This is a genomic window from Skermanella sp., assembly GCF_059503625.1.
Genome location: NZ_JCACHA010000378.1, coordinates 1 through 14,634, shown reverse-complemented (window position 1 = coordinate 14,634; position 14,634 = coordinate 1). Strand labels below are relative to the sequence as shown.

At 67.6% G+C, this 14,634-nt stretch carries 17 protein-coding genes and 3 pseudogenes; 15 read left to right on the top strand and 5 right to left on the bottom strand.

Translation table 11 applies throughout. The features are described 5' to 3' along the window. Positions 1-48: 48 nt before the first annotated feature. Genes AC5JJ6_RS08485 through AC5JJ6_RS08470 form a run of 4 tightly spaced genes read left to right on the top strand, consistent with a single transcriptional unit; the run spans position 49 to position 3,242 of the window. The gene (locus tag AC5JJ6_RS08485) at positions 49-1,140 is read left to right on the top strand and encodes a DNA topoisomerase IB (protein WP_496041615.1); all 1,092 of its coding nucleotides are present in this window, start codon (positions 49-51) and stop codon (positions 1,138-1,140) included. A 37-nt stretch (positions 1,141-1,177) separates the two neighbouring features. Then, positions 1,178-2,263, top strand: coding sequence for a CgeB family protein (locus AC5JJ6_RS08480; protein WP_496041614.1), 1,086 nt, complete (start codon positions 1,178-1,180; stop codon positions 2,261-2,263). A 2-nt stretch (positions 2,264-2,265) separates the two neighbouring features. Beyond that, positions 2,266-3,105, top strand: coding sequence for a nucleotidyltransferase family protein (locus AC5JJ6_RS08475; protein WP_496041613.1), 840 nt, complete (start codon positions 2,266-2,268; stop codon positions 3,103-3,105). A 5-nt stretch (positions 3,106-3,110) separates the two neighbouring features. Next, on the top strand, positions 3,111-3,242 hold the full coding sequence (locus AC5JJ6_RS08470; RefSeq protein WP_496041612.1) for a hypothetical protein: 132 nt from the start codon (positions 3,111-3,113) through the stop codon (positions 3,240-3,242). A 74-nt stretch (positions 3,243-3,316) separates the two neighbouring features. Here AC5JJ6_RS08470 and AC5JJ6_RS08465 read toward each other — a convergent pair whose 3' ends face one another. Beyond that, a complete protein-coding gene (locus tag AC5JJ6_RS08465) occupies positions 3,317-3,538 on the bottom strand; it encodes a hypothetical protein (protein ID WP_496041611.1) in 222 nt (73 codons plus the stop codon). Between the two features lie 155 nt (positions 3,539-3,693). Between AC5JJ6_RS08465 and AC5JJ6_RS08460 the strand changes: the two genes are divergently transcribed. Together AC5JJ6_RS08460 and AC5JJ6_RS08455 are read left to right on the top strand one after the other, a co-directional pair. Continuing rightward, a complete protein-coding gene (locus AC5JJ6_RS08460; protein ID WP_496041610.1) occupies positions 3,694-3,906 on the top strand; it encodes a hypothetical protein in 213 nt (70 codons plus the stop codon). A 54-nt stretch (positions 3,907-3,960) separates the two neighbouring features. After that, positions 3,961-4,278 carry a hypothetical protein gene (locus AC5JJ6_RS08455; RefSeq protein ID WP_496041609.1) on the top strand — a complete coding sequence of 106 codons (318 nt, stop codon included), beginning with the start codon at positions 3,961-3,963 and terminating at the stop codon, positions 4,276-4,278. Positions 4,279-4,970: 692 nt separating this feature from the next. On the opposite strand, the pseudogene AC5JJ6_RS08450 reads toward AC5JJ6_RS08455, so the two are convergent. Further along, positions 4,971-6,126: pseudogene (locus AC5JJ6_RS08450) on the bottom strand (IS110 family RNA-guided transposase). A gap of 36 nt (positions 6,127-6,162) precedes the next feature. On the opposite strand from AC5JJ6_RS08450, the pseudogene AC5JJ6_RS08445 reads away from it, so the two are divergent. The 7 genes and pseudogenes from AC5JJ6_RS08445 to AC5JJ6_RS08415 form a co-directional block, all read left to right on the top strand. After that, positions 6,163-6,576 (top strand): annotated as a pseudogene (locus tag AC5JJ6_RS08445) (transposase); the annotation flags it as partial. Next, entirely contained in the window at positions 6,528-7,205 is a 678-nt protein-coding gene (locus AC5JJ6_RS08440) for a transposase (RefSeq protein ID WP_496041608.1), read from the top strand. The pseudogene AC5JJ6_RS08445 and the gene AC5JJ6_RS08440, both read left to right, overlap by 49 nt. A gap of 116 nt (positions 7,206-7,321) precedes the next feature. Continuing rightward, positions 7,322-7,537 carry a GNAT family N-acetyltransferase gene (locus tag AC5JJ6_RS08435; RefSeq protein ID WP_496041607.1) on the top strand — a complete coding sequence of 72 codons (216 nt, stop codon included), beginning with the start codon at positions 7,322-7,324 and terminating at the stop codon, positions 7,535-7,537. Further along, positions 7,537-8,343, top strand: coding sequence for a phosphopentomutase (locus tag AC5JJ6_RS08430; protein ID WP_496041606.1), 807 nt, complete (start codon positions 7,537-7,539; stop codon positions 8,341-8,343). Before AC5JJ6_RS08435 ends, AC5JJ6_RS08430 begins: the two co-directional genes overlap by 1 nt. Then, positions 8,301-8,660: a hypothetical protein gene (locus AC5JJ6_RS08425; RefSeq protein ID WP_496041605.1), complete on the top strand. Its 360-nt coding sequence runs from the start codon at positions 8,301-8,303 to the stop codon at positions 8,658-8,660. Before AC5JJ6_RS08430 ends, AC5JJ6_RS08425 begins: the two co-directional genes overlap by 43 nt. After that, on the top strand, positions 8,657-9,124 hold the full coding sequence (locus tag AC5JJ6_RS08420) for a hypothetical protein (RefSeq protein ID WP_496041604.1): 468 nt from the start codon (positions 8,657-8,659) through the stop codon (positions 9,122-9,124). The genes AC5JJ6_RS08425 and AC5JJ6_RS08420 overlap by 4 nt, the downstream gene beginning before the upstream one ends. Continuing rightward, a complete protein-coding gene (locus tag AC5JJ6_RS08415) occupies positions 9,124-9,477 on the top strand; it encodes a class I SAM-dependent methyltransferase (protein WP_496041603.1) in 354 nt (117 codons plus the stop codon). The genes AC5JJ6_RS08420 and AC5JJ6_RS08415 overlap by 1 nt, the downstream gene beginning before the upstream one ends. A gap of 20 nt (positions 9,478-9,497) precedes the next feature. Here the strand turns inward: AC5JJ6_RS08415 and AC5JJ6_RS08410 are convergent, their stop codons facing one another. After that, positions 9,498-10,442 (bottom strand): glycosyltransferase family 9 protein, encoded by a 945-nt coding sequence (locus AC5JJ6_RS08410; protein ID WP_496041628.1) that lies wholly within the window; start codon positions 10,440-10,442, stop codon positions 9,498-9,500. Between the two features lie 718 nt (positions 10,443-11,160). On the opposite strand from AC5JJ6_RS08410, the gene AC5JJ6_RS08405 reads away from it, so the two are divergent. Next, positions 11,161-11,946, top strand: a complete 786-nt coding sequence (locus tag AC5JJ6_RS08405) for a recombinase family protein (protein ID WP_496041602.1) — start codon at positions 11,161-11,163, stop codon at positions 11,944-11,946. A 337-nt stretch (positions 11,947-12,283) separates the two neighbouring features. Here the strand turns inward: AC5JJ6_RS08405 and AC5JJ6_RS08400 are convergent. Continuing rightward, a pseudogene (locus AC5JJ6_RS08400) lies at positions 12,284-13,248 on the bottom strand (IS5 family transposase). A 587-nt stretch (positions 13,249-13,835) separates the two neighbouring features. Here AC5JJ6_RS08400 and AC5JJ6_RS08395 point away from each other — a divergent pair. Then, positions 13,836-14,153 (top strand): hypothetical protein, encoded by a 318-nt coding sequence (locus AC5JJ6_RS08395; protein ID WP_496041601.1) that lies wholly within the window; start codon positions 13,836-13,838, stop codon positions 14,151-14,153. A 194-nt stretch (positions 14,154-14,347) separates the two neighbouring features. Here the strand turns inward: AC5JJ6_RS08395 and AC5JJ6_RS08390 are convergent. Then, positions 14,348-14,634: GNAT family N-acetyltransferase (locus AC5JJ6_RS08390; protein ID WP_496041600.1), on the bottom strand; the 287-nt coding region annotated here is incomplete at its 5' end.

The window sequence follows — 14,634 nt, the reverse complement described above, 5'->3', positions numbered from 1 at the left end:
GCGGCAAAGGTTCTCATCCTATCGGCCGTCTGGCCCAAGGCGTCTATCATGGCCAAGGATACTGCCTCCTTAGCGGAGGAGGAGAACCGTATCACGACGCGGGAAGCGGCGCTGCGATATGTCTCGGACGAGACGCCGGGCATCGGCCGGCGGCGCATCGGCAAGGGCTTCAGCTACCGCGCCCCAAAGGGCGGCGCGGTGCGCGATCCCAAGACTCTCCAGCGCATCCGGTGCCTTGCGATCCCGCCCGCCTGGACCCAGGTCTGGATATGTCCGCATGCTGACGGCCATATCCAAGCAACGGGACGCGACGAGAAGGGGCGGAAGCAGTACCGCTACCACCCCCGCTGGCGCGAGGCTCGGGACGCCGCGAAATTTACCCATATGTTGGAGTTCGCACATGCCCTGCCGCGTATCCGTGCCCGCGTCGAGGCTGACCTGCGCCTCACCGGACTGCCACGCGAGAAGGTGCTGGCGACTGTGGTCCGGCTGCTGGAGACAACCCTGATCCGTGTCGGCAACGACGATTACGCGAAGCAGAACCAAAGCTATGGCTTGACCACGCTGCATGACGATCATGTCGAGGTCGAGCGGGGCCGGCTGCGCTTCTCCTTCAAGGGCAAGAGCGGCAAGACCTGGAACCTGCAGGTCTCGGACCGGCGCATCGCTCGCATCGTTCGCGAATGCCAAGACCTGCCGGGGCAGGAGTTGTTCCGCTATGTCGATGCCGACGGCTCCGTCCGCAGCATCGATTCCAGCGACGTTAACGAATACCTGCGGGAGGCTGCGGGGAGCGAAGTAACCGCAAAGGATTTTCGCACCTGGGCAGGCACTGTCCTCGCCGCCCTCGCGCTTCAAGAATTCGAGAAGTTCGATACCCATGCCGCGGCGAAACGCAATGTGAAGCGTGCCATCGAGCATGTGGCGAGCCGGCTCGGCAACACGCCGACTATATGCCGCAAATGCTATGTGCATCCCGGCGTGCTCGACCACTATCTCGGCGGCAGCTTAGCGCTGCAGATCAAGGCCGAGGCGCAGACGGAGCTGCGCGACGAGGTGGCCTGCCTCAAACCCGAGGAGACGGCGGTGCTTGGCCTTCTGATCGGCCGTCTAGAGCACGAGGAGCGACGCGCGGCATGAGGCGCAACGGCAGCCATCACGGTCGGATACCGGCTTGATGCGGTTCGTCGTCTTCGGCCTGACCATCACATCCTCTTGGGGCAATGGCCATGCGACCCTGTGGCGAGCCCTGTGCGGCGCCCTGGTGCGGCGCGGCCACAGCGTTGTCTTCTTCGAGCGCAACGTGCCCTATTACGCCGAGCACCGCGACCTGCACGACATGCCCGACGTCGAGCCGGTGCTCTATGCCGAATGGGGTGAGGTCCGGCAGCGGGCGGCGCAGGCGGTGGCGGCAGGCGATGTCGCCATTGTCACCTCCTTCTGCCCCGACGGGGTCGCGGCATCCGACCTCGTCCTCGGCTCCGCGGTGCAGGCGCGGGTGTTCTACGACCTTGATACGCCGGTGACGCTCGACCGGATGGCGGCTGGCGACTGGCCGGACTACCTGCCGCGGCAGGGACTCGACGGCTTCGACCTGGCGCTGAGCTATACCGGCGGCCAGGCACTGGTGCGGCTGCAAACGCTACTTGGAGCGCGCCGTGTCGCCCCGCTCTATGGCAGCGTGGATCCGGACGCCCATCGGCCGGTTGCGGCGGTGGAGGGTTACCGTGCCGATTTCTCCTATCTCGGCACCTATGCGGCGGACCGACAGGAGGCGCTGGAACGCCTTTTTGTGGAGCCGGCGCGGCGCCTGCCCGATCGCCGCTTCGTCATCGGCGGCGCGCTCTATCCGCCGGATTTCCCCTGGGCGCAAAACATCTTCTTCGTCCGCCACATGCCGCCGCCGGAGCATCCGGCCTTCTTCTCCTCCTCGCGCCTGACGCTGAACGTCACCCGGCAAGCGATGGCGGCGATGGGCTGGTGCCCGTCCGGCCGGCTGTTCGAGGCCGCGGCCTGCGGCACGCCGATCCTGACGGATTGGTGGGAGGGTCTCGATGCCTTCTATGCGCCGGGCGCGGAGGTGTTCGTTGCGGGGTCGACCGCGGACAGCTTGGCGGCGCTCGGCCTGAGCGACGCGGAGCTTCGCCGCGCTGCGGGGCGGGCGCGGCAACGCACTCTCGAGGAACACACCTCTGACCGGCGGGCCCTTGACCTCGAGGCCGCGCTAGAGAGCATCAACTCGCCAATGGCGACAGGAGGGTGAGCATGTGGGGCATTATCCCGGCCGCAGGCATCGGGAGCCGCATCCAGCCGCTGGCCTTCTCGAAGGAGTTGCTGCCCATCGGCAGCCGGATCGAGGACGGGGTCGAACGGCCGCGGGCCGTCAGCGAGCATCTGATCGAGCGCATGGTCGCCGCCGGCGTCGACAAGATCTGCTTCGTCATCGCCCCGGGCAAAAGTGACATCATCAACTACTACGGGGCGCGCATCGGTAACGCCAGCATCGTCTATGTGGTCCAGCAGGAGCCAAGCGGGCTCTGCGACGCCATCTTCTGCGCCCTGCCGCTGATCGGGCCGGAGGAGCCCGTAGTGATCGGGCTGCCCGATACGATCTGGTTTCCGGAAGCGGCGCTGGGGCCCCTGCCGGATGATCGCTTCTCCTTCCTGCTCTTCCCGGTAGAGCGGCCGGAGCTGTTCGATGCGGTGGTGACGGACGAGGCGGGTCGCGTCCTGGAGATCGAAGTGAAGCAGACCGGTGCGCGGAGCCGCTGGGTGTGGGGCGCCTTCAAGATGCCGGGCCGCGTGCTGCACGAGTTGCACGCGCTGTGGCGTCAGCCGGAGCGCGGCGACGAGTATATCGGCACGCTGGTCAATGCCTGGCTGGCGGCCGGTGGCACCGCTCACGGCGTCCGCACGGGCGAAGTCTATGTGGATGTCGGCACGCTGAACGGCTACCGCGAGGCGGTCTCGCTGCTCGCCGGCCGGCCGGCACAGGCGAATTCGACGGTAGTGCCCTTTCGGGTGCTGCAGCAGCGCGGCGTGCTCAATGCGGCAGCGGAGCGGCCGGATCAATCGGTGATGGCCGGGGCTCTGGCGGGTGAGTAGGCGCGATGCCGGACTTCCTGGCCTGGCTGGCCTCCGGCAGCACCACCACCGATTGCCGCCTGGTGGTCGTCGGGGCGCATCCGGATGACAAGACTATCGGCCTCGGCGCCCAGCTGCGCCGGCTGCCGCGCGCCTAGGTCCTGCATGTCACCGATGGCGCGCCGCGCGATGCAAGGGATGTCTCGGCGCACGGCTTCCCCGATTGCGCCGCCTACGCCGCCGCGCGGCGGGAGGAGCTGGCGGCGGCGATGCGCCTCGTCAGGCTGGGTCCTGGGGAAACGCTCGGCATCCCGGACCAAGCGGCGTCGCTGGCCTCGCCGGGCTGGCGCGGCGCTTGGCCGTGCAATTGGCCGCCTCCGGCGCTGAGGTCGTGGTGACGCATGCCTATGAGGGCGGCCATCCGGATCATGACGCCACGGCCTTCGCCGTCCATGCAGCCCTGCGGCTCTCGCCCGGGCCGCAGCTGATCGAGATGGCAGGCTACCACGCCGGACCCGCAGGCAGGTCGCCGGCGGCTTCCTGCCCGGGAGCGGCGCGGCGCCCATTGCTCTGGCACTCTCCCCGGAGGCCTGCGCCCTGAAGCGGCGCATGACGGACTGCTTCTCGACCCAGCGGCAGGTGCTGACCAGCTTTCCGATCGGCACGGAGCGGTTTCGCCTGGCCCCGCACTACGACTTCACCGCGCCACCGCATGACGGGCGGCTGTTCTACGAGAACTTCCCCTGGGGCATGACCGGCGAGCGCTTCCGCCGCTTGGTCGGCGATGCGTTGCTTGCGTGCGGATTGGAGCCTGCGGCGTGAGCCTCACCATCCTCCAGGTTGCCTACCCCCTTTTCCCCGGTCGGGCCGGATGCGGTGGGCGCCGCAGAAGAGGTGCTCGGCCTGGTCGAGCGCAACCTGCCGCGCTTCGGCCACCGGGCTATCGTCGCCGCCTGCGCGGGGTCTCGCACGGAGAGCCCGCTGCTGGCGACGCCGATGCCGGCGGGGACCATCACGGATGAGGTGCGGGCGGCAACCGAGGTCGCGCATGCCCGCACCATTCAGGCGGCGCTCTACCGACATGCGGTGGAGCTCGTGCATATGCACGGCATCGACTTCCACTGCTACCTCCCGCTGCCGGGCGTGCCGGTGCTGGTGACGCTGCACCTACCGCCGGGCTGGTACCCACCGTAGGTGTTCCGGCTGGAACGGCCGGGGACCTGGCTCCACGCCGTCTCCTGGTCGCAGCACCGGGCCTGCCCATGCTGTGCCACCTTGCTGCCGCCGGTCAGCAACGGCGTGCCGTCGAAGCGCTGCGCACGACCCTGCGCCGCCGCGACTACGCCATGGTCCTCGGGCGGATCCGTCCGGAGAAGAACCAGCACATGGCGCTTGAGGCCGGCAGCCGCGCCGGCATGCCCGTCCTGCTAGGTGGATCAGGTCTTCCCCTATGCGGAGCACGAGCGCTACTGGCGGGATGCCGTCCGGCCTCGCTTTGCGGCGGGCGCGCACTGCTTCCTCGGCCCGGTCGGCTTCACCCGCAAGCGCCGGCTGCTGAGCGCGGCGCGGTGCCTGGTCTCGGCCAGCTCATGAGCCCTCGCATGAGGTTTCTCCTGTCAACCCGACAATGGGTGTCGCCGGACGGTTGCTTGAGCCTGGTGATAGTCGAGGCGGAGCTTCGTACCTGACGAGCTTCGCTCGCCAACCTCGCATCCGGCGGGACAACGTCCCCACCAAGGTCCGGCATCCGGACCAGCGAAGCTCCAAGGGGATGGTGCCATTCTGTGCGGCGGAGCGCGGGGCGCCCGTTGTCTCATTCGGCAACCATCACCTCGACCCCAGCAGGGCAGCCGGTGAGACTGGCCCTGGCGGGAGCTGCAGGCCCGTCAGGCGGCCTTGGCTACGGTGCCCTCCGGGACAAGACCCTGGGTGGCGAACCGCCACAACGCGACGAGCAGCTTCCGGGCGAGCGCGACGACGAGCACCTTGCGCATGCGCCCGCCCGCCTCCCCGAGCCGCTGCCTGAGCCATGTGGCGAGGCCGCTACCGGGCTGGTAGCGGAGCCAGAGCCAGGCAAGCTCGACCACCGCTGTTCGCAGCCGACGATTACCGGCCTTCGTGATGCCCTGCTCCCGCTCAATGCCGCCGCTGGCGAAGGGCGTGCCGACCAGGCCGGCGTAGGATCCGAGTGCTTTGGCTGATCGGAATGTTCTGACGAAACCTTCCCGACCAGCAAGGTTGCGGTCTGTGCGCCGATCCCGCGCAGGCTGGCGAGCCGCTTAATCATCGTCTCGGCCGGGGCAATCTGTTCGGCTCGCTCCAGTACGGACGGCGTCGCGCTGCGCCTCGAGGGCCGAAATCTGCCCAAGCACGAGTTCGAGCCGATCGAGCATCCGCAGGATGCGGGCCCTGGCGTGCGCCGGTAACGGCGCGCCCAGGGCCGTCCGGAGTTGGCCAAGCCGGTGGCGGCGGTCGCGCCGGAGCGGGTCGTAGCCCTCGACGCCAAGTGTGGTCAGCACGCCGCCGATCCGGTTCGTCAGGGCGATCCGCTCTGCCACGAGTTCCTCGCGCTCGCGCCCGGGATGCCGCGCGTCTTCATCATCCTCATCGGGCACCGGCACCATGGAGCAGACCCGAGGTTCTCCGCGAAGGAAGGCCAGGCAAGTCTGCAACAGCAAGTCGACGTCGATTGTGTCGGTTTTGGCCCTACGGGCCCGCCGGTCAACCGGAACGCTCACAGGCTGGATTACATGGACCGCAATGCTGGCACGCTGGAGAACCCGCGCCAGCCAAAAGCCGGAGTAGCCGGACTCGTAGGCGGCAATGGTGCGCTCAACGAGGCCCCCCTTTGTCGGCCGCACGCAGCCTCAGCCGCGCGATCGCGTCGAGCAGCGCCTCCGCTCGTGGCTCAAGGCGTTGCTTGACCTTAACCCCAGGCAAGCCCGGAACATGGGCGCCAATCACCCAAGCGGTCTTTGAGACTTCCACAACAACCACGAGCGTGGTCCGCAGGTCCGGCAGCAGTGCAGGCGCAGTCGTCATCACACAGCCTCCCAGGCGAATAACAGCCGACCAGGCATGCTTGCTGAAATGCCGGCCTCGCTCATAGGGTCTATGCGCGGATGTGTTTGGACGCGCTACGCTCTGGCTGATTCGCTTGTCCTGCAGGCGACGGAGGTCGGCATGGCGCGGCGTCGGATCGGTCAAGAAGACTTCATCGCGCGGCCAGAGCCGCGCTCTGGCGCATCGCTGATGGAGCTAGCGGGGCTCATCGACTGGCCCGAGATCGATCGTACCTTGGCTGGCATCTCAGCGGCGACGAAGGGCGAGGCGGGTTGGCCGCCAGTGGCCCTGTTCCGAGCCCTGCTGCTGGCTACCTGGCACGACCTGTCGGACGTGAGGCTCGCCGAGGCACTGGACGACCGCGCCAGTTTCCGCCGCTTTTGCGGCTTCGCCGCCCACGAGCCGACGCCCGAGCGCACCTCCTTTGTCCGCTTCCGGCGCGAGTTGGCTCAGCGTGGGCTGGATCGAGTGCTATTCGAAGCCGTCACCCGCGAGCTCGAGGCCAAGGGCGTGATGGTGCGCACCGGCGCTCTGGTGGACGCGACGATCATTCCGTCCGCCAGCATCAGGCAGGACGCGAGGCCAAGTGGTCTGGGCACCGCCGGCGCAAGCCGGTGCACGGCTACAAGGCGCACGTGGCGACCGACGAAGGTGCCGGCCTGGTGCGCGGTGTCGAGGTCACGACGGCCAACGTGCACGATGCAGCCGAGTTGGCGGCGGTGCTGCCACCGGAGCCAGGCAACGTCTATGGCGACAGCGCCTTCACCGGCGGGTCGGCGGAGTGGCTGATCATCAGCCGCGGCGGCCGGCCGCGCACGGTGTGGACCGGCATCTGGGGCCGCGGCCCGGACGCCCTCGCGCGGCTCGAAGCGAACAACGCGGCGGTCCGGCGGGTCCGCTGCCGCATCGAGAAGGTGTTCGGCACCTGGAAGCGCAGCTATGGCCTACGGCGGATGCGCTGGCTCGGGCTTGCCAAGGCAGGTCTGCAGGTGCGGCTTGCTGCCATAGCCTATAATCTCCGGCGCACCGTTACCCTGCTGCACACTGCGGCAGCCTGACATAGGACGAGTCTGTCCGCACCGCCCCTTAGCCTTCCGAGGCAGGCCAAAACCGACGCGCATCACGGTGCCCGAGGCGCCCCGAAGCCCACACCGCGAAGATCTGCACCCTTTCTGTGCACCCGCGCACGGCTCTCATCAGTGGGTTCGACCCGCAGCTCGAGCGGGTCAGTCCCGGCATGCTGTTGGTAGGGCAGGCGGTCGAGGCGGCGATCGCCGAGGGCATAGCCCATGCCGACTTCCTGCGGGGCCGCGAAACCTACAAGTATTTCTGGGGCGCCGAGGACTGTCCGACCTTCCGCCGGCGCCTCGCCATACGGGGCAGCGATTAATGCGGTGCCTGCTGATCGTGCTCGACAGCGTCGGCGTGGGCCAAGCGCTCGATGCCGGAGATTACGGCGATGTCGGCGCTGACACGCTCGGCCACCTCGTCGCCACGACCGGCCTGCGGCTGCCGGCGCTCTGGTCGTTGGGCCTTGGGCGTATCATGGGATCCGAGGGCGCGCCGGCCGGGGCAAGCTGGGGCCGGATGCGACCACGTGCCGCCGGGAAGGACAGCACCACCGGGCATTGGGAAATCGCCGGTGTGGAACTGGCGCAGCCCTTCGCGGTGTTCGAGCATTTTCCGCCCGCACTCGCGCAGGCGATCGAGGCCGAGGCCGGCATCCGCTGCCTCGGCAACCTGCCGGCGAGCGGGACGCAGATCATTGCGGAACTGGGCGGGGAGCATTGCCGCACGGAGCGGCCCATCCTCTACACCTCTGCCGATTCGGTGCTGCAGATCGCGGCGAATGAATCCGTGGTGCCGGTGGAGCGGCTGATGGAGATCTGCACCGTCGCCCGCCGCCATGCCGACCGCTGGCACATCGGCCGGGTGATCGCACGGCCTTTCATCGGACAGGAGGGCGACTTCCATCGCACCCCGCGGCGGCACGACTTCGCCACGCAGCCGCCGCCCACGATCCTCGACGCCCTGGACAGGGCCGGCCTGCCGGTGAAGGCGGTCGGCAAGATCGCCGATCTCTTCGCCGGCCGCGGAATCGCAGAAACCTGGCCGACACCTCGAACGCCGATGCGATGCGGCGGATCGAGGCCGTGTGGGAGGCGACACGGGCGGGGCTGGTCTTCGCCAACCTAGTGGATTTCGACGCGCAATATGGCCATCGGCGCGACGTGCAGGGCTATGCGCGGGCCCTGGAGCGGTTCGACCGCTGGCTGACTGGCCTCCTGCCGGCCTGCACCGGGCAGGACCTGCTGATCATCACCGCCGACCATGGCAACGACCCGACCTTCCGCGGCACCGACCACACGCGGGAAGAGGTGCCGCTGATCCTCCGCCATGCCGGTCCCCCGTCACTGCTTGGCACAAGCGACGGCTTCGCCGACGTGGCCGCGACGCTCGCGGCGTATTTCGGCATCGGTCCCTGGCCAATCGGGCGCTCGCTCCTGCCATGACGGCGGATGGCCCGGCGCTGGAGGTTTATCTGGCAGGTGCGATCTCGGCGCCGGTCGCGCTGATGCGCCTGCTGCTCCCCGGCGCCTCGGTGGCGGCGGTGACGGCGGTGCTGGAGCGACAGGCGGTCGCGGCGCCGGATGCCGCAGCCGGCGAGCGGCTGCAGCGGCTCCTGGATTTGGCGCGGCAGCACCAGGACGGACTCGGGTTGCTCGAACGCATGGTGCAGGCCGGCGCGGTGCATGGCGGCGAGGCAGATCCGGCCACGGCCATTGCCGCCAGCCGGGCGATGTTCGACCGCCTCGTTGCCATCAGCCCGGAGGCGAGCGTCGCCGCCTATACCCTCGGGGATGCTGGACTGCTGCGGGCGGCGACCGACGAGCTGGTGCGCTGGCTGGAACGCCAGGACCTGCTCTCGGGGCGGCCGGTTGTGCTCGACCCCGGCTGCGGCATCGGCCGAGTTTAGTGGCGCTGGCACCGCATGCCGCCGAAGTGACGGGGCTGGATGTTTCGTCCGGGATGATCGCAGCGGCGCGGCAGCGTTGCGAGGGTTATGACAACCTCCGCTTCGCGGTCGGCTCCGGCCATGACCTGGCCGGGGTGGCCGATGCCTCCTGCGACCTCGTGCTGGCGGTGGAGGTGTTCCCGTATCTGGGGGCCAGTGGCACGGCTCTGGCCGCCTGGCATGTCGCGGAGGCGGGGCGGGTGCTGCGCAGCAATGGCAGCCGGGTGATCCTCAGCTTCAGCTACCGCAAGGATGTGGTGGGCCGACGGGTGTCGCGGCGATGGCGGCGCAGGCCGAATTTGCAGTGCTGCTGAACGGAACCCGTGAGCTGGCGCTATGGGACGGTGCTGCCTATTGGCTGCGTCTGGCGTCCAGCTGCGCCGGATGATCGGCGCGCCGCCGCAAGGGTTCGCAGCGCATCAGCCACGCGGGCGATGACCTCGCCCCAGGCGCCGGAACGCCTTTGCCGAAAGAGCCGCATGCTCGGGTACCACGGGCTGTCCTCGCGCTCCTCCATCCAGCGCCAGTCGGCGTCGCTGGCGAGCAGCGTCCAGACGGGGAGGCCGAGCGCGCCGGCTAGGTGGGCCGGCATCGAATCGATGCTGATGACGAGATCGAGGCCGCGCATCACCGCTGCCGCCTCGAGGATGTCGTCGGAACCGGAGAGGATGCCGAAATCGGGCGTCCGCTCCTCCAGCGCAGGGCCGCGCTGGAGGATATGCAGCGCGACGTCAGCGACGGTCCCGAGCGGTGCGAGCAGGCCGAAGGGCACTGAGCGGCGCTCGTAATCCCAGTCACCGGACCGCCAGACCAACCCCACTGCGAGACCAGGGTGTGCCAAGCCGGTGCCTGCCCGCAGGTCCCGGCGGGGCAGGTGCAGATAGGGGACCTGGGCGGGGAGGGTGCCGATCGTGGTGCGGAGGACATGGGGCAGTTCCATCACCTCCACATCGACGTCATAGGCGACCTCCGGAGTACCGTCATGCAGCGGCAGAAGGCGTCCGACCCCCGACATCGTACGGAGCAGCGGGATAAGCGCCGGCTGCGCCCAGACTGTTAGATCGGATGCGCGGGCCTGGACGAAGGGTGCGAAGCGGATGAACTGGATGGTGTCGCCGAGGCCGTGATAGCAGCGGATGAGGATCCGCCGCCCGTCCAGCGGCGTGCCGTCCCAGACGGCCTGCAGGTGGCGTGGGCGGCTCCAGTCCCGCACCCCGGCGCGGGCGCGCAGCATCGCTTCGCTGATGCCCCAGGCCTCCTCCCAGTCGCCGCGGCGCATATGATGCACCCACAGGGCTCCCGGATCACTGCTGACCACTGATACGATCCCCTGCTGCTCCCGCCGTACCGCTGCGAGCATTCCGCACCGAACTGGCAGCGCAACGCATCTGCCGCCGGGCGGTTCCGCGCAACATGGTGCGGGATGATGCTGGGTTCTGTCAGCACTCGCGCCAACCATGACGACGTGAGGTGGTGGCTGGGTTCTGGTTACGCCGCGCCAAGAATAACGAGTGCAGTGATGGCACGGCGGAGGTGAGGCAGGCGACGGCGGCGGGCAGAGACGTATTGGTTGTGGCGGGCGCAGGAACAGAAGAAGCTGCGGAGCTCGTCGTAGCTTCGACAGAACCGCTCCGCTGACGCGAAGCTCTTGAACCCGCGCATACATCGCGTGCGGCCTTTCATGCGCTGATGGTCTTGCTCGATGGCCTAATCGCAAATGACAAATTCTGCTTGGTTCGCCGCTCTCGCTTGCGCCGGAGCTGGTCCCGGCTGACGCTGCGGGAGCGCTCCAGGCGAGCCGGCATGACCCCAGCTGTGTCCCTCCAGACGGGAGGGACAGATGCGATGCCAGTGGACCATGCATCGGACGGCGCGGCCGGCTCCGGATGGCCAGCGTTGATGGGATCGGGCCTATCAGGAGGTGTTGGCCTGGACCACGGAGATGGCCGCCGCGTCTGCCGACGGGTTGCGCGGCCCCGGCCTGCGGGAGGATGGCCATGAGAGCGGCCCTTTATGCGCGGGTATCGACCCAACGCCAGGCCCAGGCCCAAACCGTCGAGCAGCAGATCAAGCGCCTGACCGGCCATGCGCACCAGCAAGGCTGGGCCATCCTCCCTGATCAGGTGTTCCGCGATGATGGCTACAGCGGTGCTTCGCTGCGGCTGCCAGGTCTCGATTGCTTGCGCAACCGCGCCGCAGCCCGCAGCCTCGATCTGGTCCTGATCACCGCACCGGACCGGCTGGCGCGCAACTACGTGCATCAGGTCCTGCTGCTGGAAGAGCTGCAGGGACATGGCTGCGGCGTGCAGTTCCTCGACCGTCCCATGAGCCAGGATCCCCATGATCAGCCGCTGTTGCAGATCCGCGGTGCGGTGGCGGATTATGAACGCACGGTGATCACTGAGCGCATGCGGCGTGGCCGCCAGCGCAAGTTGGAGGCGGGAGTGATGCTGCCCTGGACCAGAGCGCCTTTCGGCTACCGGGTAGATCCAGATCGTCCGCGCGATCCTGCAGGTGTCCGCATTGAGGAGGCCGAGGCAGCCATCGTGCGCGAGATGTTTGCCTGGTATGCAGATGAAGCTCACAGCTTCTGCTCGCTGGCACGCCTGCTGGAGCAGCGCGGCATCCGAACCTCGACGGGCCTGGCTCGCTGGAACCTGGCGAGTATCCATGGCCTGCTGACCAACCCGGCTTATGCCGCCAGGTCTATGGCAATCGCTGGCACCGCCGCGGCAGCTTGGAACGGCGCTCGGCAAAAGCACCGCGCAAGCGCTCCGCCATGAGCCGGGTGGATGCGCCGCGGGAGGAGTGGATCCTGGTGATCGAAATCCCGCCGCTCGTCAGCGAGGAGCAGTTCGACCGTGTGCAGGCTCGGCTCACCAGCAACCGGCGCTTTGCCACCGCAACAACAAGGCCCATCCCTACCTGCTGCGGGGCCTGGTCAGCTGCGGCCTGTGCGGTCTGGCCTGCCTGGCTCGGGCCAACATGCACCGGTATCGCTACTACTCCTGCACCGGCAAGCTGCCGGCCCTGTTCTCGCATCGGGAGCAGAAATGTCCGTCGCCAGCGTGTTGCACCGGTCGGAGGATCGGACGCATTGAGCCCGACCCATGTCTCGGGTCATACGATGCGGGCGTACTCCGGTCGGCCAAGCTCAAGCATGCGGTTCAGCACGTCGGCGGCAATCGCTACCTCGGTGCTCTGGCGCCGGTCGGTCTGCGAACGTAGGCCATCACCGATGACACGTTTCCATCTTGAAATGTCGGATTCCACAAGCGGTCCGGTGTTGTATCCTGAGATCTTCTGCCAGCCCATGCGCTCGCGCTCGGCGATGAGCTGCAGATGTCGGTCGCAGCGGGTCGGCGCAGTCTCAGTCGTGTCGCTCCGCACGGCACTCGAGCGAGGCGGAATGATAACGTCGGCATCTGGATGCTGCGCAGCGACCGCGGCGTAGACGTCGTCCCTGTCGTAGGCACCGTCACCGATGAAGGACGCCACCGGCCCCTCGACCTGGTCGAGCAACGGGCCAATCTGCGAGCCATCGTCGGCACCTTGTCGGTCAGCTCTGATGCAACGATGAGCCCGGTATCAGCGTCGGTGGCGAGATGAAGCTTGCGCCAGCCACGCCGCGTTCTCGTGCCGTGCTTCTCCACGAGCCACTCGCCGGGGCCACAAAGCTTCAGCCCCGTGCTGTCCACCAGCAGGTGCACGGGCTCACGCCCGCGGCGCGGGCGCGGTACCTCCAGCGTCTCCGCTCGGCGGCTCATTGTGCTGTGGTCCGGTACGTCGAGGTCGAGGCCAAGCAGGCCGATGATGGAGGCGATGAGGCCCTCCGTCTGGCGCAGCGCCAGATGGAACACCGTCCGCAGGGTCAACGCCGTGGTGATCGCCAGTGCGGAGTAACGCGGCTGCCCGCCCCGAGTGGTCCGCCGCTCAGCTCGCCAAGCCCCGATCGCCTCTGCCGTGAACCACACCGTCAAGCTGCCGCGTGCCCGCAGACCCGCCTCGTAGGCAGGCCAGTTCGTCACTCTGTGGTGCTGGCGTGGAATGTGGTGCCGGCGGTCGGCATTGGCTTTGAATGGCAAATAGGGCGCCCCTAAACGAGATCGGGCATGGCCCAGGTCCTATCCTACCCCAGCAACGCTAGTAGGGCCCATCTGTGCACCACGCTCGTTCTGGGGCAAAAAGACAGCTGTGACGGGGGAGGCAGACGGAGAGGGGCCATCTGTCGCTAGGCATAGCTCCTCGCCCACCCCACGGGTAATGTTGCTTGGATCGAATCTATCCGCGCCATTAACAGACATGTGAGGTGCAATCACCGGCGACGGCGCTTTACTGGTCCGGCGTCCTCACTCCCAATCAAGCCACCGCAGGTTCAAGCCGTTCGACATCGCCTTCGCGCCATTGATGCCGGGTCAGCAGCGTGGTCGCCTCGCTGCCGGTATCTCGAGCGCGGCGCCGATAGCGGCAGGTGTGGTGATGCCTAGCTCGTCCATCTCGCGGCCGATTGCCATACGTAACCGAATAGTCTCCAGCCGGTCATCAGTCCGATGCCGGCATTCCTGGAACGAGACCTTCGGCTTTTCGGGCGGCAGGCTTATGTTGGGGATGTTGGTCGCCGCCGATGCTGGCGCTAGCCTACTCCAGGTCCGGAACGGCCCAAGCTAGGGCGATGGGTCATACGTTCTCTCGCCAGAAACTGCCCCGCCTGGGCAACGAGCCGACGATCTGCCGCGCCGGCAACAAGTCCAGCGGCGGTGAAATGCTCGTATGCTTCGATCACTGCCACTGCAGCAGCCTGAATATCCCCTTTAACCCGATGCTCGGGGTCAGCCCAACCCGCGGTCTGGAGTACCAACAGCGCTCGTCTGAAGCGATCCTCGGCAATGATCTGCTCTCGGGCCATGATGGTTTGCTCTCCGCTCGTGGTTGCGCCTTGGCCCGGTGTCTTGATCGGCTGAAGCCACCGGGAATCACGCCCGGCCGGTAGCGTCCGTCAAGGTGGTGGAATTTGCTGATGAGCTTGGGACAGCCACGGCTCAGGCAAGCTTCGGGAGCCGTGAATTATTTTCTCCGACGGTAGCGTACGACTGGCGAGCATCACCTGCCGAAGCCCAGAGATACCGTGTTCGCAGTCAAGACCCGCGATGCGGCGACCTCACCCGTCGGCGAGACCGCGTCGCATCAAGCGACGGCTGGTTTCCTCGAACCCCGCGCCCGATAGAGGCCCTGTGCGGTTCCATTTCCCTGCTCCACTTCGAGGTGGAGCATCTCGATCCCGAGCTCGCGCGCCCGGTCCAGCGCAAAGGCGAGCAGCCGCCGTCCAACGCCACGCCCGCGCAGTTCTGGCACGAGATAGAAGTCATCGATGAATCCGTCCCGCTCACCGTACTCGATGCTGTAGCCCAGCGTGATCACTAGCTGTTTGATCCCGGGGTTTGATGGTGCAGTCTTCCAGCAGGCGTGGAAGG